Raw genomic sequence first — 17,977 nt, forward strand, 5'->3', positions numbered from 1 at the left:
ACTCACAGGCTCCACTCCTCTTCTTATTTCTTCCCGTCCTTTTCTTAACGAACGACGATATTCACCAGTTTGCCTGGGACAGCGATGACTTTGACGATCGTTTTTCCTTCGATCATTTCTTTAATCATCTCGTTGTTTTTCGCCATCTCTTCCATCTGTTCTTTGGTCGAATCAGAAGCGATGAGCAGCTTCTCTTTGTTTTTGCCGTTAATTTGCAGAACGATTTCTACCTCGTCTTCAACCAGCTTCGCTTCGTCATACGTAGGCCATGCTTCGTATGCCAAGCTCTCGCTGTGGCCCAGTTTATCCCACAGCTCTTCACCCAAGTGCGGAGCGATTGGAGACAGCATTTTCACAAAGTCCTCCATGAATTTCTTCGGCAGAACTTCTGCTTTGTACGCTTCGTTTACGAATACCATCAACTGAGAGATACCTGTATTGAAACGCAGGCCTTCGTAGTCTTCTGTTACTTTTTTCACTGTTTGGTGGTAAACGCGCTCCATGCTAGCCACGTTGGAGGTTTCCACGATTTTTTCGTTCAACTCACCGTTGTCACCCACAAACAGACGATATACGCGATCCAGGAAGCGGCGTGAGCCATCCAAGCCTTTTGTCGACCAAGCGATCGAAGCATCCAGTGGTCCCATGAACATTTCGTACATGCGCAGTGTGTCGGCACCATGGCTGTCGATGATATCGTCTGGGTTTACGACGTTGCCTTTGGACTTACTCATTTTCTCGTTGTTTTCACCCAGGATCATCCCTTGGTTAAACAGCTTTTGGAATGGTTCCTTCGTTGGTACAACACCGATATCGTACAGGAACTTGTGCCAGAAGCGAGCGTAGAGCAAGTGCAGTACCGCATGCTCGGCACCACCAATGTAAATGTCGATTGGCAGCCATTCTTTCAGTTTGTCAGGATCAGCCATTGCCTTGTCATTATGCGGATCGATGAAACGCAGGAAGTACCAGCAGCTACCCGCCCATTGCGGCATCGTGTTTGTCTCACGGCGTGCTTTCATACCTGTTTCCGGATCGACAGTGTTTACCCACTCCGTGATGTTTGCCAATGGCGATTCACCTGTACCGGATGGTTTGATTTCTGTTGTTTTTGGCAATACGATTGGCAGTTCGGATTCTGGAACGACTTTCATCGTGCCGTCTTCCAGATGGAGAATCGGAATTGGCTCACCCCAGTAGCGTTGACGGCTGAACAACCAGTCGCGCAGACGGAATGTTACTTTACGATTTCCTTTGCCTTCCTTCTCCAGCCACTCGATCATTTTGGTGATCGCTTGTTCTTTGTTCAAGCCATCGAGCATGCCGGAGTTGATGTGCTCTCCGTCGCCTGTATACGCTTCTTTGGAGATATCTCCGCCAGCGATTACTTGCTTGATTGGCAGATCGAATGTTTTCGCGAATTCATAGTCGCGTTCATCATGCGCTGGAACCGCCATGATGGAGCCTGTTCCGTAGCTGATCAGCACGTAATCTGCAATCCAGATTGGCAGACGCTCGCCATTAACCGGGTTGATCGCATACGCTCCGGTAAATACTCCTGTCTTTTCTTTCGCCAGATCGGTACGCTCCAGATCGCTTTTACGTTTTGCCTGCTCCAGGTACGCTTCCACTGCTTCTTTTTGAGCTGGTACGGTAATTTGCTCAACCAGCTTGTGCTCAGGAGCCAATACCGCATAAGTTGCTCCGTAGAGAGTGTCTGGACGAGTCGTAAAGACGGTAAAGGATTCGTCATGACCTTCGATACCAAAGGTTACTTCTGCCCCTTCAGAACGACCGATCCAGTTGCGTTGCATTTCCTTGATGCTCTCTGGCCAATCTAGTTCATCCAGGTCAGCCAAGAGTCTTTCCGCATACGCAGTAATTTTCAAGACCCATTGCTTCATTGGGCGGCGTTCTACTGGGTGTCCGCCACGCTCACTTTTTCCGTCAATGACTTCTTCGTTCGCCAAAACCGTTCCCAAAGCAGGGCACCAGTTTACAGCTACCTCGTCAATGTAAGCCAAGCCGTGTTCATACAGCTTTGTAAAAATCCATTGTGTCCACTTGTAGTAATTCGGATCGGTCGTATTAATTTCGCGATCCCAGTCGTAGGAAAATCCGAGCGACTTAATTTGGCGACGGAAGGTGTTGATATTGTGCTCGGTGAATTCCGCCGGATCGTTTCCTGTATCGAGCGCGTATTGCTCTGCTGGCAAACCAAACGCATCCCAGCCCATTGGATGGAGAACGTTATATCCTTGCATCCGCTTCATGCGGGACAAAATATCAGTAGCCGTATAGCCCTCCGGATGTCCTACGTGCAGGCCAGCTCCAGATGGATACGGGAACATGTCGAGTGCGTAAAACTTTTTCTTGCCTTCATCCTCGGAGGTTTTGAAGGTCTTGTTCTGCTCCCAATATTGCTGCCACTTCTTTTCGACATTTTGATGACTGAATACCATGGTAAAGCACTCCCATCTTGAAATAGGTGAAAAAACAAAGAAAACCCCTCATCCCAAATCGCTCTTGCGAAAGGGACGAGAGGTTATTTAACATTCCCGCGGTACCACCCAGATTGGCAAATGACATGCATTCACCCACTTGTTTCATCCGTATCGTGGACAAGCCGCTCACCCTTACGCAGTCATTGCTTGAATGACCTTGGGGGCAAGTGCTGGGAGGTGAGTTCAGATAGATTCGGGTTGACTTGCACCATCCGTCAACTCTCTGTGAATGCTCGAATCCTATGCCTACTAATCCTCTTAAACGCGTCGAAATCTGTAGTTATAACGCCATTATAGTCAATCCGAACCAATCATGTCAAACTTTTCGGCTTGCGGGCTGAAAAAAATAGGCGCTCACTCGCTTCTTGTGGCGGCATATCCGAGTAATCAGCGGTGATGACAATGTCTGTGAAGCCTGCATCTGTCAGCCAGCGCATCAGTTGGACAGGCTGGTAAGCCCGTTGCCAATGCTCTTCTTCCATCCGCTCGTACAATCCGTTTGGCTGACGAATGAAAAACGTTAACTGATGCTCTACCTCCAGTCGCAGCGGGTCGCAAAAACATTGCCAAATGTACGAAACTTCATCTTCTACATGTGTGAATGTCTCGTCTCCGAAAATGTGCAGCATCTTGTACGGACTATGCACATCAAACAGAAAACTCCCACCAGGCGCGAGATGAGCGAAAACGCGCTTGAACGTTTCCTGCACATCCACTTCCTCTGTAAGATAGCTCAATGAATCACATAAGGAGATGACCGCATCCGCTTCGGGCAAGGACAGCTCGCGCATATCCTGCTCCACCCACGCTACATCCACTTGCTCCTGCCTCATTTTGTCATAGGCGATCGCAAGCATTTCTGTTGAGAGATCCACTCCCGTAACACGGTATCCCCGCTTGGCGAGTGGGATCGCAATCGTGCCAGTCCCACAGCCAAGATCAATGACCCGCACAGGCTTCTCTCCCTTTGTCCAATGACGCTCAACCCAATCGAGCCACTGGTCATAAGGAGTATCTGCCATCAGCCTGTCATATACAGCGGCCATATGTGCGTATGCCATCTGTCCTTACCCTTGCACGCTGAAGGAAACTTCCTCTGCGTCCTTCCACAGGCGCTCCAGATTGTAAAACTCGCGATCTTCGCGATGGAAAACGTGAATGACGATATCGCCCAGATCAACCAGTACCCAGCGACCTTCATCCGCTCCCTCGATACCGCGGACGTCAAAGCCGTTTTTGTGGGCTTGATCACGGATTTCGCGAACAATTGCCTGTACTTGACGCTCGTTGTTTCCGTGGCAAATCATGAAATAGTCTGCGATCACGGACAGCTTTTTAATATCGAGCACCTTCAAGTTCTCTGCTTTCTTGTCCTCTGCTGCCTTCACAACCAACTGTGCCAAATCTTCTACTGTTTTAACCATCAAAACCCTCCTTCTCCCCCTTTGCGGGAAACCAAATCGTTATATGCGGTCAATGTCAACGGGAACACCGTCTTTTGCTTCTCTATCAAAAATTGAATCGTGCCTCCCAAGGCGAGTGCCAGGGCGGCATCCAAATCATGCATGGCTTTGGCGCGAATAAAATCGACACCAGGGTAAACCCGGTTTGGTTCTATATAGTCTGCCACACAGACGACTTTTTCTAACAGGGACATGCCAGCCCGACCTGTTGTATGGTAGCGAACAGCTTGTAAAATATCTGCATCCGTTACACCTAGGTCAGTCTGAATCACAATGGCTGCTGCAAAGGCGTGCCACAGCTCTTTTTCCCCTTCCAAAAGCTCTGTAGGCATATCGTGGCGAACGAGAATCTCGAACATTTTTTCCACAGGCCAGCACTTACAGTAATCGTGCAACAATCCAGCAAGCTCGGCTTTGTCAGGATCAGCCCCGAATCTCTTTGCCAACTCGCGAGCTGACGCAGCCACCCCAAGCGTGTGCTTGTAGCGTTTTTCATGCATTTGTTGCCGTACGCGAACGAGAAGCTCTTCCCGATTATCCAAAAGTCTCATAGATTCGGTTCTCCTTTATATAGCGCTCCACGGCATCAGGTACGAGATAACGAATGCTTTTCCTGGCAGCTGCCTTCTCGCGAATCATCGTGGAGGAAATATCCCAAACTGGCATCTCCACAAATGTGACGTCCTCGCTCGATTCTCGATCTAGTTCGGTTCCAGGCCTCGCTAGACCTATAAAGCGTACCATATGAATCAGCTCTTGGTACTGGTACCATTTGGGCAAGATTTTTACCATATCTCCTCCCATGATAAAGGAAAAACGGCAATCCGGAAACTGCCTGATGAGCTGAATCATTGTGTCATAGGTGTACGATGGACCTTCTCTTGCGAACTCCACATCTGTGACACGAAACTCCTCGTGATCAGACACGGCGAGCTGAACCATTTGCAAGCGGTGATTCGCCAGCGTCAGACTCTCTCTCTTTTTGTGCGGTGGAACGTGTGTTGGCATAAACCATACTTCATCCAGGCCCGCTTGCTCTCTGGCTTGTTCGGCCGCCAGCAAGTGCCCACAATGAATCGGGTCAAACGTTCCTCCCATGATCCCTACTTGCTTGATTGGCTGTCTCATCGCATGCGGGTCACTTATGGCAGCTTGATCGTCTTGTTCTCCCGGGACTCTTTGTACAAGACAACCGTATGGCCGATCAACTGCACGAGCTCTGCTCCTGCACCTGCTGCCAGATCTTCTGCCACTTGATGTTTATCGTCATTATTGTTTTGCAAAATCGCTACCTTGATCAATTCACGTACTTCCAACGCTTCTTTGATCTGGGTGATCATGTTTTCGTTTACGCCGCCTTTTCCTACTTGGAAAATCGGGGTGAGATGATGTGCTTCTGCACGCAAAAAGCGCTTTTGCTTGCCAGTCAACATCGGCAATGCCTCCTTTTACATCCTGCAAAATCAGGTTGTTTTCTGTAATTGTTGCAAGACGACCTCACGCATAACCCCAGTTGGTGCTCTTTCGCCCGTCCACAGCTCGAAAGCCAATGCACCTTGATTCACGAACATACCGATTCCGGAATGAACAGTGGCACCGATGGCACGCGCTTCTTTGAGCAGACGCGTTTCGAGCGGGTTATATATCAGATCGCTAACGGTTAAACCAGAATGAAGCCATTCTGCTGGCACAGGTGTCTCCTGTACATTTGGCAGCATTCCAATCGATGTCGTATTGATCAACAGCGAAGAGTCTGCGATGGCAGCTGCCCCTTCGCCCTGTTCTACGATTTTCGTAGGTACAATCGTCCCGACATGCTCAGCCAATACCGCGGCTCTTTCCCGGGAACGATTGATGATGCGAATTTCCTTAACTCCTTGTTCAGCTAAGGTAAACGCCACTGCACGCGCAGCGCCTCCAGCCCCTACCATGGTTACCACTTGCTTTTCAAGAACGATTCCCGTCTCTTCCACAAGCGAACGAACATAGCCCATACCATCTGTGTTGTAGCCAATCAAGCGTCCATCACGAGAAACGACGGTATTGACAGCCCCGATTCGTTTGGCGAGCGGATCAATCTCATCCAGCATCGGCATGATAGCAACCTTGTGGGGGATCGTGACGTTAATCCCTTTCAAGCCTAACGCGCGAATACCTGCGACTGCATCTTCCAGATTTTCCGGTTCAACATCGAACGCAGCATAGGCAAACCCCAACCCGGTCTCTGAAAAAGCTGTATTGTGCATCATCGGTGATTGCGAGTGGGAAACTGGATGTCCAAACAGGCCAACCAGTTGTGTTTTGCTTGTAATCATGGAGCTTTTCCTCCCCGGACGTCTCTCTATAGCATATGGCAAGGGGCAAGGTTAACTCGACTTTTCTTGCTTAAGCTAGATCAGCCCTTTGCGCATCCCAACACTTACGCCTTTAGGTGCATGCACGACAACGCTCGCTTCGTGTTTTCCTTGGATGCTGACCCAGCCCAAACCGGAAATTACGATATCAGTCGTCGTGGTGGACTTGTTAATTTTAAAGGTGTGCTTCACAAATGGTGGAAGTGCTTTCGCAGCTTCCTCCCCTGTTGGCGGTACCAGCAAGGTTCCATGGTGCTTTTGCATCACCTCGTCTGCTTTCTCCAGCTTCGTCCGGTGGATGTACAGGTCGTTGTCGACATAGATGATCAACGGCTGTCTCTCTCCGCGTGCGAAGTCGATACGGGCTAAACCACCCAAAAAGAGTGATTGTCCAGCATCGAGCTGATACACCTTGGAATTGATCCGGCTGGTCGGGGTAATCTTTCTCAGATCAGTTGGGGATACCATATGTCCAATCTGGTCGCGATTAATGATTCCCGGCGTATCAAAAATGGAGCGGCCATCCTCGAGCGGAATCTCGATTTTGTCCAGCGTCGTACCCGGGAACGGCGAAGTCGTAATCTCCAGCTCAGCCGCACCGTAGTCATGCAAGATGCGATTGATCATAGTGGACTTTCCTACGTTGGTTACACCGACAATGTAAACGTCCCGACCTTTGCGCAGCTCTCCAATGCGATTCAACAGTTCATCGATATGAAGCCCTTTTTGCGCACTGATAAGTACGACATCCTCTGGGCGCAGTCCGCGTTCTTTTGCTTCGTGCTGCATCCAGTTGCGTACGCGGTTCAGGTTGATGTTTTTCGGCAGCAGATCGACCTTATTACCCACGAGCAAAATCGGATTTTTCCCGACAAAACGTGGCAAACCCTTGAGCCAGGAGCCTTGGAAGTCGAAAATATCGACTACCATTACGACAAGAGACTCCGTAGAACCGATGCCATCCAAAATCTTGAGGAAATCGTCATCGCCCATTCCTACGGGAGCTACTTCGTTATAATGCTTGATGCGATAACAACGCTGGCAAATGACTACTTTTCTACCAAGCGCGGATTCAGGTGCATAGCCAGGCTTTTTTGCATCTGCTGTCTGAATGGCAATCCCACATCCAGCACAAGAGCCATGCATTTGTTCCGTCATGCTTTTCTCCTCCACGAAACCATTCCTTTCCTCTCCATCCAAATAAGGGCCACACGCTCCATCTGACGATTAAAGCGCGTCCAAAAACCATCCGTCTGGGCCACAGGAACAACTAGGATTGTATGAAATCCTAATCGATTTCCTCCCAGCACATCGGTAAACAATTGATCGCCAATGACAACGGTCTCAGCGATGGTTACATTCATCTGCCGCACTGCCTGCAAAAAGGCACGGTTTGTCGGCTTTTTGGCCGCATAAATAAACCCGAGGTTTAATGGGGCACAGAAGCGGTCTACACGCTCCTTTTTGTTGTTGGAGACAACAGTGACCTGTATGCCTGCCTCATGCATGCGAGCAAGCCAGTTGATGACCTCCTCGGTCGCATGTGGCCTGTCCCATTCCACCAAGGTATTATCCAAGTCTGTAATCACCGCACGGATGTTATTTCGTTTCAATTGATCTATGTCAATGTGATGGATTGATTCGACGAACTGACTAGGCATCAGCTTCTCTAAAAACACGGGGCACCTCCAAATGATGTGAAGCAATCAACCGCGATTTCGGCACCTACTATACCATAATCGACCACATGGTTGCAAAACAAAAAGCATGATCACCGCTTGCATTGCTCTGTCATCCTGTGTAAAATGATGTTACTAAGAAAACTATTTTTGTTTTTCTGGTTTTCTGCTACGTTGTTTTGACTGGGGGTCGATTGCAATTAAAAACCGGATCATGAAAGGTTTTATTGAAGAGATTCGCGATAAAGGCATGAAATTTTCCATGGATGATTTGGCGAAGCGGCTCGGGATCAGCAAACGCACGTTATACGAGCACTTCTCATCTAAGGTAGAAATTTTGGAAACAATCATTCAGCAGTCCTTTGAAGAGGGCGATGAAAAAACACAGCAAATTCTCGCAGACGATAGTCTCTCTCTTATCGATAAAATCAAAGGCGTCATGATGGTTTTACCCACACACTATGAATTTTATGATTTGCGCATCCTCGAACAGATGAAGCGATATTATCCTGAGCAATATACCCAGGTCGAGGCTTCTTTATCCGAGGATTGGCAGACGCTTCGCGTCCTTCTCGAGCAAGCGATTCAAGAAGGACTCATCGTCAATATGGACGTCACGCTCATGCTGAAGGTCATTGTCGATGCGCTAAATTCTACGCTCGACCAGCGTTTTTACATGAAAAACCAGATTACGGTCTCAGAGGCGCTTTCCGCTATTGTAGATGTCCTCTTGTTTGGATTGGTACCAGCGGATAAAAGGTAACAAATTACTCGTGGTCATTCCACTAACTTTGGTAGACCACGATATTGTTTTTTGCAAGAAAACCAATAAAACAAAAATAGTTTTTATAGTTAAGAGGTGTTCCATCATGTCCATCTTTACAAAAATGACCAAACCACAACGAATAGGACTTTTGTTTGTCATCCTGATCCTTTTCATCGACATGCTGCTGTATAGCTTGTTGATTCCGATTGTTCCTTATTTTACGGAAGCGCTGCAGCCTTCCTCCACCATGATGGGCGTGCTGTTTAGCAGCTATGCTGTCGCGATGCTCATTGCCACCCCTATTTTCGGGCCGATATCCGATCGGATCGGCAGACGGACGATGCTTTTGATCGGCTTGCTCGGTCTCGCCGCTTCCACGTTATTGTTTGCTTTCTCTGAGACAATGACCATGTTGATTACCGCTCGTTTTGTTCAAGGTATAGCTGCTGCGGCTACATGGCCAACTGCCCTTGCCCTCTTGGCGGATTTGTTCCCATCTAAAATGCGCGGAGCTGTAATGGGAATTGCATTGACCGCGATTTCGACCGGTACATTGCTTGGAGCGCCGATTGGCGGATGGTTGTTTGAAATTAGTGACCATCGCATGCCTTTCCTGGCAGCAGCAGCCTTTACCGTGATCAACATTGTGCTGGTCTACTTGTTCTTGAAGGAAGACGCGACGAGAACTGTCAGTGAAAAGCTTCATGTCGGTGGATTCATTCGCAATCCGCAAGTCATCTTTATCGCTGGAATCGTCCTGTTGGCTGAGATTTCCCTTTGTTTGCTGGAACCGACGTTGCCCGTATTTTTTACAGAGAAACTCAGCATGACGCCGACAACGATTGGTCTTTTGTTTGGGGTCATGACACTCGCCTACGGACTGATCGCCCCAATTGCCGGCTCCCTTTCCAGCCGCATGAATCCGTATAAACTCATGTTTGGCGGGATCATTACGCTGGCTGTGTTTCTGCCATTTTTGGCGTGGGCGGACTCCCTCTGGCAGGCAATGCTCGCAATGGCATTGGTCGGGGCTAGTATTGGCTTTACCTTATCGCCTACCTTGGCTACGTTGGGGGCCATTATTGACCAAGGGGGAAGCGGCGCATATGGCACAGCATACTCTCTCTTTAATATGTTTCACGGAATCGGAATGGTTGCAGGCCCACTGGCAGGGGGAATTTTGATGGATTTACTGCCAGTATCCTCTGCCTTCCTGATCGTGGCAGCGTCCATCCTTGGCTTCGGCATTTTACTTTTTGTCCAACTAAAAGCAAGCAATTCCACCCGTCTCAGCACCAATGAAAGCGAGATGAAATTTTGAGCTTGTCTATTCGTGAAATTACGAAAGAAAATTGGCGGCAAATTGCCTGCTTGACTGTAACGGAAGGTCAACACTCCTTCATCGAGAGCAATGCTTTTTCCATCGCCCAATCAGGTTTTGAACCGGAATGGATATCATGCGGTCTGTATGACAAGGACATCGCTATCGGTTATGCCATGCACGGAATCGAAGTAGAGAATGGCCGAATTTGGCTGGATCGCTTTATGATTGATGGTAGCCATCAGGGTAAAGGGTACGCCAAAAGGTTTCTGCGCATGCTCGTTGAAGAAATGTGCAGACGCTACAGTTGTACGCGCATTTACTTGAGTATTCATCCTGAAAACGAGTTCGCTCGCAAGCTGTATGAGTCGATCGACTTCACCTCAAATGGCGAAATGGATGGTCCGGAGGAAGTGATGGTCCTCGTCCTGACAAATGAATAGAGAAGGCACCTCCTCTGTCGATACTGATGAAGGGGGTGCCTCTTTTTGTCGCTATCGTTGACTGTTACGCACTTCCATCAGTCGCTTGACCTTCTCTGTCGGAGTCCAGCATTGGAATCGATAGTCCGGACGTGTCTCATAGGTTAGACGAGAACATCGATAGCTGACTCCTCCCGTACCTTTGTCCACGCGAAAATGAATACAGGTCGCACAGCAATGAAAGGCATTCTCTGTCTCCACGGCTCTCCCTCCCTTACTTCCCCAGCTTCCATGAAAACATCGAGAGCTGTTCGTACCGCTCCCCTTGCTGCTCGGCAAAATTCGAAAAGCCTACGCCCACCAATCGAACGCCCGCTGTATAGTCAAAGGCATCGAGTAAATCGTCCAACAGGTCCTGCCAATTGGCCCCAGCCATTGCCTTGAGCTGTTTGGTCCGCTGGGTAAAGTCCGCGTACTTGATTTTGAGCGTTATCGTCTGGGGCTCAACCCCTTCCTCGCGGATGTCCTCTTCGACCTCGCGCAAAAGGGAGGTGGCAATCGGATCAATCGCATCCCTGTCAAACAAATCAAAGGGCAGTGTCGTTTCGCGGCTCAATGATTTCGGCGCCCGATCCATTTCGATTTCGCGATTGTCTTCCCCTCTCGCCCGGTAATAGAGGGAACGGCCGAACTTCCCAAATAAGATAGTGGCTTCCTCGAGTGAAAGCCGCCAAAAATCCTCTACCGTCTCAATCCCTTTTTTCGCGAGCAGCTCCTGCGACTTTTTGCCGACTCCATGCAAGGTGCCGATTGACAACGACCGCAGCACATCCAAAGCCTGCTCAGGTCGAATGATTACAAAGGCATCCGGCTTTTTCAAGTCACTGGCAATCTTAGCTAACGACATGTTGTAGGAAAGTCCGATGCTGCAAGTAAGTCCGGTCTCTCGTTTGATTCGCCTCTTGATATCGTGGGCGATGGGTACCGCATTCTCATAATGGGACACGTCTAAATAAGCCTCGTCTAAACCCACTGTTTGATAACGCTCTGTATAAGAAGTAAATATCTGTCTGACTTCAGCAGATTTTTCGATATAACGGCTATAGCGGACAGGCAAATAAAAGCCTTGCGGACATTTTTTCCTCGCCATGGCGACAGGCATTGCGGATCGAACACCGTATTTGCGTGCCTCGTAGCTGCAGGTCGATACGACACCGCGATTGCCAGTTCCCCCGACAATGACCGGCTTGCCCCGCAATTCAGGTCGATCTAACTGCTCTACACTCGCGAAAAATGCGTCAATATCCAAGTGAAGAATTTTTTTCATAGGGATACCCACCAAACATACATTCTCATTTCTATTATCCCTGTTTTGCTCCATTGACGCAAGCGAGAACCTCTTATGCTTGGCTTTCGATTACCTGTAGCAGCTCCGAAACTGGCGGATTCCCTTTTTTGGCGTAGATGATATTTCCGTTTTTGCCTATAATGTACACGATGCGTTGCTGGAAAAAAAATCCGAGTATCTTTCCGACATCATATGCTTTTCGAATCGATTCGTCTTCATCCACGATTAACGGAAATTCATAGCGAAACTTATCGGCAAATGAGCGTTTCTTGTCCATGCCGCCTGGATTGACGCCAAATACGACGGTATTTGCTTGCTCGATTTTGGAGTAGTGATCTTGAACTGCACATAGCTGTTTCGTACAAATCGGCGTATCATCTCCTGGATAGAAAATGAGGACGATATTTTCTTTGCCGATGTGCGCTGCAAGATCAATGGTTCCTTTTGTGCTCGTCGCCGTAAAGACGGGAGCCGAGCCTCCAACCTTTAACATTTCTCTCACCTCTATGCTTTAGTTTACAGGGGAAAATTCATTTTCCCATCCCGATACTTTGTGAACGGATCTTCCTCTTCCCCCATAATCCATACCTTTCCTTCCCAAATATGTACGGTTTCAGCATATTGAAACTTTTGTCCATCATGCTCAACTTCAAGCTTCATTTCAAGAAAGGCAGTATGCCCATCTTCGTATCTAATCTTTTTGATCTCATAATCGTTCAGTTTATACTGATGAGCTTTTAAGAAGGCGATCTTTTTCATGTAAAATTCTTTCGCTTCTTGTTCACTTAACGTCGTGCCATCAACCTGATGCTTATCCTCCGCAAAATCATAAAGATAGAGCGTGCCGAATGCTTTTTCATAGTCTTCATCGATAAGCGCTTGATAATAATTTTCGGTAATCATTTTCATTTCGCGTTCAGCAAAATACTCTGTGAAGAGGAACCGTGGAAAAACAAGTACAAAAAGCAAAATAACAACTAATATTTTCTTCAAAAACTCACCTCACGGAATCCATTCTCTCACGTGAAGTTCGATTCTCCCTGTCATTTCTCCTTGTTTCCACACATGACAGTGAAAAATTGATTAGGAAGCCCTCCTGCATGCAAAAAACCGCTCTGGACAATCCCAGAACGGTTTCTCTCATTACTATTCTATTTAGTCGCTTGCAGCTTCAACTGCTTTACCCGGGCAACAAATGCCTCGGCAATCTTCAACATGTCGTCGTCGTGTGCCCACATCCGTTCTGGATGCCACTGTACGCCTACATGTAGCCCGTCGAGGCTTTCCATCGCCTCAATCACACCATCAGCCGCGCATCCTGTGACTTTGAAGCCCGGTGCTATGTCTTTGACTGCTTGGTGGTGAGAAGTGTTCACGAGCACTTCTGTCTTTCCAAGGGCATCCGCTACAAAACCAGGTTGCAGCGTAATTTTGTGCGCCCCGTATTGCCGTGAACCCTTTTGCGCATGCTGTAATGCTTCTGGTACTTGGCTCGGGATATCTTGAATGAGAGTGCCGCCACACGCCACATTCAAAATTTGCATCCCACGGCAAATGCCCAGAATTGGCTTTTTCAGCTCCAGCGCAATCTTGATTATCTCAAGCTCTGTGATGTCTCTTTCGTAATTGATATCGCCCAGCCCTTGCAGCGGGTCTTCGCCGTACAAATGCGGCGACGGATCTTCACCACCGGACAAAATCAAGCCGTCCAGTGATTCGATCATCTCACGAAATGGAGCATCCTGAATCGTCAGCAGTGGCAAGATCAGTGGAGTACCGCCACTGCGCGCAATTCCGTTCACATAGCCTGATCCTACATAGAAAAACTGGTCGAGATCGTTCTTCGGAAAATACATTTTCGTACATGCCACACCAATGATTGGACGCACGCCAGTCACTCCCTCATAGACTCATGATTACTTTTGATTGGAAGCGTACTTGAAGTCGATAAACCCGAGTGCATCTACCACCACATCTTTTACGCTTTCCTGCTTCACCCACGCATAGGTGAAATAGTAGATTGGCAACGCAGGCATTTCATCCATGACGATTTGTTCAGCTTTCTTGAGGATTTCCTTACGCTTTGCTACATCCCCTTCTTTGGCAGATTGCGCGAGCAAATCGAGGAACTCCTTGTTTTCCCATTTGGATGTATTCAGTCCACCCTTGAAGACTTCCAAGAAGTTAATCGGATCGTTGAAATCGCCAATCCAACTACCACGACCGATTGTGAAGTTTCCTTGCTTCATGTCTTCGCGGTGAACCTTGTTCTCTTTGTTAACCAGTTTGACTTCGATGCCAAATGCTTTGCGCCATTGATCCTGAATGACTGTCGCAATACGTGAATTGACCTCTGACGTATTGTATGCAATCGTGATCGGTGGCAACTCTTTGATCCCTGCTTCTTTCATACCTTCTGCTAAGAGCTTCTTCGCGGTCTCTACATCGCCGTCTTTGATGTAGCCCTCTGGTGTGAGTGCCATGGTTGGCGGGAGAATTCCCGTCGCTGGCGTGCTCTTGTATGGCACGACATTATCAGAGATATCCTGACGATTAACTGCCGTAGCAAATGCCTGACGAATCTTTTTGTTGTCAAACGGCTTTTGCGTCGTATTGAAAATGTACCAGTACGTACCCGCTGTCGCTTGAGCTTGCATCTTTCCGGATTCTTTCAGAGCATCCAGCGCATCCAGTGGCAAATCGCCCAGTGGTGAGCCTGCCCAATCCAGATCACCTTTTTCAAACATCGACAGCTCCGTATTGGCATCCTCGATCATGTTCAAGGTCAGCGTGGACAATTTGACAGCGTCCTTGTCCCAGTAAGAATCGCTCTTTTCGAATTCGATCTTTGATTTGTGCTCCCAATTTTTCAAGCTGAATGGCCCGTTTGTAATGTACGTCTCTGGCTTAGCAGCCCACTCCTTGTTGCCCTCAACCGCTTTTTTATTGACCGGGAAATAGGTGACAGATGCAACCAGTTCCGGGAAAAACGGTGCCGGGTTTTCCAATGTAACAACCAATGTCTTGTCGTCAGTTGCCTTCACGCCGACATCTTCGGCTTTTGCCTTGTTGGCATTAAAGGCTTGCCCATTTTTCAAGTAGTACATCTGGTACGCGTAAGCGGATGCGGTTTTCGGGTCGAGAACTCGTTTCCATGCGTACTCGAAGTCATGAGCAGTAACCGGATCTCCATTGGTCCATTTGGACTCCCGCAGATGGAAGGTGTACGTGAGTCCATCAGCGGAAACTTCGTATTTCTCTGCGACCGCCTCTTTCAGCTCGCCTTTTTCATTCAAGCGCAGGAGGCCATCAAATGCTGCACGGGCAACAGACATCGAAGGGATATCTTCTGCCAGTCCAGGGTCGATCGTGCTTGGCTCACCAGAATTCAGGTTGACCTGCATCATTTGGGGGGCGCTACTCTGCTCCTGCTTTGCACCTGTCGTCTCCCCCGTGGTGCTTGCTTGCGGTGTTCCACAGCCAGCGAACGCTAAACTGGTTAACAGAACAGCACAAAATGATAGTTTCTTCCACTTATGCAACAGCAAAACCCCCATCTTAGGAATAATTCTTCTTGATTGTTAGGAGCATGACTAAATAATATTATCTTGAGAAAATTTTGTCTACATCGAAACAAAAGGAGATGGGTCTACATGTTATCCAGTCTTTTTGCCCAAATATCCAGCCTGATCAAGGACGCTGGAGGGGAATGGGGAATCTTTTTCGAAGATTTGCAAACCGGTGAAACCTTATCCATTAACGAAGATCAGCGCTTTTATGCAGCCAGTGTAATCAAAATCCCGATCATGACTGCTGTTTTTGCAGAGGCGTACGCAGGCAAGTTTGCCTTAGAGGACAAAATCAAGCTGCGTGCAGAGGATCTCGTTGGCGGTGCAGGTGTTCTTCAGCATATGACTCCCGGCACTGAGTTTACGATTCGCGACCTGGTTACCCTGATGATCATCCAAAGCGACAATACAGCGACGAACATGATGATTGATCTCCTCGGAACAGAGAGCATTCGCAACGCGATGCAAAAAACAGAAATGACAAACAGTCACTTCTACAACAAGCTCATGGTCATCCCAGCTGAATTGGAAGGATACAATGAGGTGACGGCAAAAGACATGGGAAGCCACCTCCGATACTTGGCAACAGGAAAAGTGATCTCCTACGACAGCTGTTTGAAAATGGTCGCCATCTTGAAGACTCAGCAGCACCGTGACCGCATCCCCTTCCTTTTACCTGACCCAGACGGTGATGTGATTGGGATGATTCCAAAATGGGAATTCGCCAACAAGACTGGCTCTGTGACCAAAATCACGCATGATGTCGGTATCCTCTACATCGGTTCTCATGCTGTCACCTTGTCCATTTTAAATAAGGGACTCGAGCAAAAGGATGCTGCCGACGTCATGGCGCAAATCGGCAATCTCGTTTATCACGGATATAGTCAGAAATCGTAATCCATGTGGCCTGCCATCTCCATTGGTGGGCTTTTTCTTTGAAACTTTGCATGAGAAAAAACAAGCAGGCATTCCTTTCTCCAAGGAACACCCGCTCGTCATTGAACTATTCTTTTTCCAAAATCAGCTTGGCAACGTTCATCGCGCTAGAGAAAGACAGCTCAGACAGCTGACCTTGTCCTTCACACCAGTCACCCGCGAAGAACAGGTTGCGGTAATCCGGCATGAAAATCGGCATTGGCTTCTGATTCATGGTCCACTTGATCTCCTGTACGACTGCGCGAGCAGAAACGCGCGGCACAACCAGTTGCTCACGCCAGCCTGGGAAATGCTTGTCATACAGGTTTTCAATCTCTTGTTTGCGGATTTCGGCCGCTTCCTTGTTCCCTACTTCATCCTGACGCATGTAAGCAGTCGCCTGCAGCAACTGCCCGCCTTCTGGAACACAAGTACGGTCATAATACGAAATATCGGTAATGAAAATATTGTTTGCTTTTTCGTAGATGTAGGAGTACGGTACGTCAATTCGCTCTTTCAAGCCAATGTCATACACCATAACAACCGTTGGCTCGTATTCAGCATGCTGGGCAACCGCATGTTCCAGGCGTGTCTCCGCAAAGACCTTCGCCATCTCTTTCGGCGGAATACAGCAAATAAATTCATCCGCCGTAAATTCACCCTCCGGTGTCACCACTCCAACCACACGATCATTCTCTACGTGGAACTTTTCTACTTTGGTTTTGATCAGAATCGTACCTTGATTTGCTTCAATGATACGTACGAATTCATTGATCAACGCTTGCCAACCACCACCGATATACGCTACCGGTTTATTCGTTGTAAACAAACGGCTGTAGTACGCAAAGAATACGTCAGAAGGAATCTTTTCTGGTTCGCGCGTGAAGAAGTTGGAAGATGCAAGCGTCAACATCATTTCTCGCACTTCTTCGTTGACTTGCTTTTTCTCCATCCACTTTTGAATCGACATATGTGGATGGCCTTTCTCCATTTTTAGCATCGTTTTCAAAATCTCAAACGTGAACAATACTTTGTCCATGCCTTTTAAGAGCTTCGTTTGGAAAAGTCCTTGTACATTCGCCGGAACTGCAGTCAGATCGCTACCAATATCGTATTTGGCTTTCGTCGGATTGAAATCCTGCCAATCGATGTTCAGACCCAATTCTTTTTCAAACGTTCTCAAAACGGAGCTGTCGCGAGCATAAATGGCGTGGGCACCGAAGTTGAAGTTAAATCCTTTGATCTTCAGTGTAACGGCACGTCCACCCAATTGACCGCGTTCCAAAACTGCAACTTTTTTGCCTTTCGACGACAGGTAGGCGGCACTGGAAAGACCAGCAAGTCCCCCACCTACAATAACAACGTCATAGTGATTGGTTGTCATACACAATCTCCCCTACGCACTAGCGATGTTGAATACATAAGCTAAACCCTATCCTAGTCTAAGGGATGGATAAGGTGGAAGTCAACTATTATTGAACTGTGTCTATTTTTATACTGGCTTATACCAATATTTACCTAATGAACCAACTTGTTTACCGGTCTACTTGAAGCAGTATGCCCTGCTATTCGCCGTATATCCAACCAACGAAAATACGACGAAAAAGCCCTCTATAGCATTTATCTGCTTGATAGA

At 48.0% G+C, this 17,977-nt stretch carries 20 protein-coding genes; 4 read left to right on the plus strand and 16 right to left on the minus strand.

The genetic code is table 11. The features are described 5' to 3' along the window. Nucleotides 1-44: 44 nt before the first annotated feature. From leuS to ACQ5DJ_RS20835, 9 genes are all read right to left on the minus strand, one after another. A complete protein-coding gene (leuS, locus tag ACQ5DJ_RS20795; protein WP_429844107.1) occupies nt 45-2,462 on the minus strand; it encodes a leucine--tRNA ligase in 2,418 nt (805 codons plus the stop codon). A 353-nt stretch (nt 2,463-2,815) separates the two neighbouring features. Then, nucleotides 2,816-3,565: a class I SAM-dependent DNA methyltransferase gene (locus tag ACQ5DJ_RS20800; protein ID WP_429844108.1), complete on the minus strand. Its 750-nt coding sequence runs from the start codon at nt 3,563-3,565 to the stop codon at nt 2,816-2,818. A 6-nt stretch (nt 3,566-3,571) separates the two neighbouring features. Next, a complete protein-coding gene (gene rsfS, locus ACQ5DJ_RS20805; RefSeq protein ID WP_412843812.1) occupies nt 3,572-3,928 on the minus strand; it encodes a ribosome silencing factor in 357 nt (118 codons plus the stop codon). Next, on the minus strand, nt 3,928-4,518 hold the full coding sequence (gene yqeK / locus ACQ5DJ_RS20810) for a bis(5'-nucleosyl)-tetraphosphatase (symmetrical) YqeK (RefSeq protein ID WP_429844109.1): 591 nt from the start codon (nt 4,516-4,518) through the stop codon (nt 3,928-3,930). Before yqeK ends, rsfS begins: the two co-directional genes overlap by 1 nt. Next, nucleotides 4,502-5,095 (minus strand): nicotinate-nucleotide adenylyltransferase, encoded by a 594-nt coding sequence (locus ACQ5DJ_RS20815; protein ID WP_429844110.1) that lies wholly within the window; start codon nt 5,093-5,095, stop codon nt 4,502-4,504. Before ACQ5DJ_RS20815 ends, yqeK begins: the two co-directional genes overlap by 17 nt. A gap of 14 nt (nt 5,096-5,109) precedes the next feature. Continuing rightward, entirely contained in the window at nt 5,110-5,400 is a 291-nt protein-coding gene (gene yhbY, locus ACQ5DJ_RS20820) for a ribosome assembly RNA-binding protein YhbY (RefSeq protein ID WP_007727776.1), read from the minus strand. A 30-nt stretch (nt 5,401-5,430) separates the two neighbouring features. Beyond that, nucleotides 5,431-6,282 (minus strand): shikimate dehydrogenase, encoded by an 852-nt coding sequence (locus ACQ5DJ_RS20825; RefSeq protein ID WP_429844111.1) that lies wholly within the window; start codon nt 6,280-6,282, stop codon nt 5,431-5,433. A 75-nt stretch (nt 6,283-6,357) separates the two neighbouring features. Then, nucleotides 6,358-7,479 carry a ribosome biogenesis GTPase YqeH gene (yqeH, locus tag ACQ5DJ_RS20830; protein ID WP_429844112.1) on the minus strand — a complete coding sequence of 374 codons (1,122 nt, stop codon included), beginning with the start codon at nt 7,477-7,479 and terminating at the stop codon, nt 6,358-6,360. Beyond that, a complete protein-coding gene (locus tag ACQ5DJ_RS20835; RefSeq protein WP_016742577.1) occupies nt 7,476-8,000 on the minus strand; it encodes a YqeG family HAD IIIA-type phosphatase in 525 nt (174 codons plus the stop codon). The genes yqeH and ACQ5DJ_RS20835 overlap by 4 nt, the downstream gene beginning before the upstream one ends. A gap of 214 nt (nt 8,001-8,214) precedes the next feature. Between ACQ5DJ_RS20835 and ACQ5DJ_RS20840 the strand changes: the two genes are divergently transcribed. The 3 genes from ACQ5DJ_RS20840 (at nt 8,215) to ACQ5DJ_RS20850 (ending at nt 10,530) form a co-directional block, all read left to right on the plus strand. Beyond that, entirely contained in the window at nt 8,215-8,763 is a 549-nt protein-coding gene (locus ACQ5DJ_RS20840) for a TetR/AcrR family transcriptional regulator (protein WP_429844113.1), read from the plus strand. A 106-nt stretch (nt 8,764-8,869) separates the two neighbouring features. After that, the gene (locus tag ACQ5DJ_RS20845) at nt 8,870-10,087 is read left to right on the plus strand and encodes an MFS transporter (protein WP_429844114.1); all 1,218 of its coding nucleotides are present in this window, start codon (nt 8,870-8,872) and stop codon (nt 10,085-10,087) included. Beyond that, nucleotides 10,084-10,530 (plus strand): GNAT family N-acetyltransferase, encoded by a 447-nt coding sequence (locus tag ACQ5DJ_RS20850; protein WP_429844115.1) that lies wholly within the window; start codon nt 10,084-10,086, stop codon nt 10,528-10,530. The genes ACQ5DJ_RS20845 and ACQ5DJ_RS20850 overlap by 4 nt, the downstream gene beginning before the upstream one ends. Nucleotides 10,531-10,581: 51 nt before the next feature. On the opposite strand, the gene ACQ5DJ_RS20855 is transcribed toward ACQ5DJ_RS20850, so the two are convergent. The 6 genes from ACQ5DJ_RS20855 to ACQ5DJ_RS20880 form a co-directional block, all read right to left on the minus strand. Further along, nucleotides 10,582-10,770, minus strand: a complete 189-nt coding sequence (locus ACQ5DJ_RS20855; protein ID WP_429844116.1) for a hypothetical protein — start codon at nt 10,768-10,770, stop codon at nt 10,582-10,584. Between the two features lie 13 nt (nt 10,771-10,783). Next, the gene (locus ACQ5DJ_RS20860; protein WP_429844117.1) at nt 10,784-11,836 is read right to left on the minus strand and encodes a DNA polymerase IV; all 1,053 of its coding nucleotides are present in this window, start codon (nt 11,834-11,836) and stop codon (nt 10,784-10,786) included. 73 nt (nt 11,837-11,909) lie between these two features. Continuing rightward, nucleotides 11,910-12,350, minus strand: coding sequence for a peroxiredoxin (locus tag ACQ5DJ_RS20865; protein ID WP_429844118.1), 441 nt, complete (start codon nt 12,348-12,350; stop codon nt 11,910-11,912). A gap of 23 nt (nt 12,351-12,373) precedes the next feature. Then, nucleotides 12,374-12,850, minus strand: a complete 477-nt coding sequence (locus ACQ5DJ_RS20870; protein ID WP_429844119.1) for a hypothetical protein — start codon at nt 12,848-12,850, stop codon at nt 12,374-12,376. 158 nt (nt 12,851-13,008) lie between these two features. Further along, nucleotides 13,009-13,746 carry a gamma-glutamyl-gamma-aminobutyrate hydrolase family protein gene (locus ACQ5DJ_RS20875; protein ID WP_429844120.1) on the minus strand — a complete coding sequence of 246 codons (738 nt, stop codon included), beginning with the start codon at nt 13,744-13,746 and terminating at the stop codon, nt 13,009-13,011. A gap of 27 nt (nt 13,747-13,773) precedes the next feature. After that, complete coding sequence (locus ACQ5DJ_RS20880) at nt 13,774-15,399, minus strand: peptide ABC transporter substrate-binding protein (RefSeq protein WP_429844121.1); 1,626 nt, start codon at nt 15,397-15,399, stop codon at nt 13,774-13,776. 111 nt (nt 15,400-15,510) lie between these two features. On the opposite strand from ACQ5DJ_RS20880, the gene ACQ5DJ_RS20885 reads away from it, so the two are divergent. Continuing rightward, a complete protein-coding gene (locus tag ACQ5DJ_RS20885) occupies nt 15,511-16,323 on the plus strand; it encodes a serine hydrolase (RefSeq protein WP_429844122.1) in 813 nt (270 codons plus the stop codon). Nucleotides 16,324-16,429: 106 nt separating this feature from the next. Here the strand turns inward: ACQ5DJ_RS20885 and ACQ5DJ_RS20890 are convergent, their stop codons facing one another. Next, on the minus strand, nt 16,430-17,725 hold the full coding sequence (locus ACQ5DJ_RS20890; protein WP_429844123.1) for a phytoene desaturase family protein: 1,296 nt from the start codon (nt 17,723-17,725) through the stop codon (nt 16,430-16,432). Nucleotides 17,726-17,977: the final 252 nt, after the last annotated feature.

This window comes from Brevibacillus sp. FIR094 (assembly GCF_050477165.1).
Lineage (GTDB): Bacteria > Bacillota > Bacilli > Brevibacillales > Brevibacillaceae > Brevibacillus.

What these genes read in the sequence shown, in the direction of transcription:
- yqeK (WP_429844109.1), bottom strand. Translation starts at nt 4,518, where the DNA reads ATGAGACTTTTGGATAATCGGGAAGAGCTTCTCGTTCGCGTACGGCAA.
- ACQ5DJ_RS20825 (WP_429844111.1), bottom strand. Translation starts at nt 6,282, where the DNA reads ATGATTACAAGCAAAACACAACTGGTTGGCCTGTTTGGACATCCAGTT.
- ACQ5DJ_RS20890 (WP_429844123.1), bottom strand. Translation starts at nt 17,725, where the DNA reads ATGACAACCAATCACTATGACGTTGTTATTGTAGGTGGGGGACTTGCT.
- ACQ5DJ_RS20840 (WP_429844113.1), top strand. Translation starts at nt 8,215, where the DNA reads ATGAAAGGTTTTATTGAAGAGATTCGCGATAAAGGCATGAAATTTTCC.
- ACQ5DJ_RS20815 (WP_429844110.1), bottom strand. Translation starts at nt 5,095, where the DNA reads ATGAGACAGCCAATCAAGCAAGTAGGGATCATGGGAGGAACGTTTGAC.
- yhbY (WP_007727776.1), bottom strand. Translation starts at nt 5,400, where the DNA reads ATGTTGACTGGCAAGCAAAAGCGCTTTTTGCGTGCAGAAGCACATCAT.
- rsfS (WP_412843812.1), bottom strand. Translation starts at nt 3,928, where the DNA reads ATGGTTAAAACAGTAGAAGATTTGGCACAGTTGGTTGTGAAGGCAGCA.
- ACQ5DJ_RS20800 (WP_429844108.1), bottom strand. Translation starts at nt 3,565, where the DNA reads ATGGCATACGCACATATGGCCGCTGTATATGACAGGCTGATGGCAGAT.
- ACQ5DJ_RS20860 (WP_429844117.1), bottom strand. Translation starts at nt 11,836, where the DNA reads ATGAAAAAAATTCTTCACTTGGATATTGACGCATTTTTCGCGAGTGTA.
- leuS (WP_429844107.1), bottom strand. Translation starts at nt 2,462, where the DNA reads ATGGTATTCAGTCATCAAAATGTCGAAAAGAAGTGGCAGCAATATTGG.
- ACQ5DJ_RS20845 (WP_429844114.1), top strand. Translation starts at nt 8,870, where the DNA reads ATGTCCATCTTTACAAAAATGACCAAACCACAACGAATAGGACTTTTG.
- yqeH (WP_429844112.1), bottom strand. Translation starts at nt 7,479, where the DNA reads ATGACGGAACAAATGCATGGCTCTTGTGCTGGATGTGGGATTGCCATT.
- ACQ5DJ_RS20865 (WP_429844118.1), bottom strand. Translation starts at nt 12,350, where the DNA reads ATGTTAAAGGTTGGAGGCTCGGCTCCCGTCTTTACGGCGACGAGCACA.
- ACQ5DJ_RS20885 (WP_429844122.1), top strand. Translation starts at nt 15,511, where the DNA reads ATGTTATCCAGTCTTTTTGCCCAAATATCCAGCCTGATCAAGGACGCT.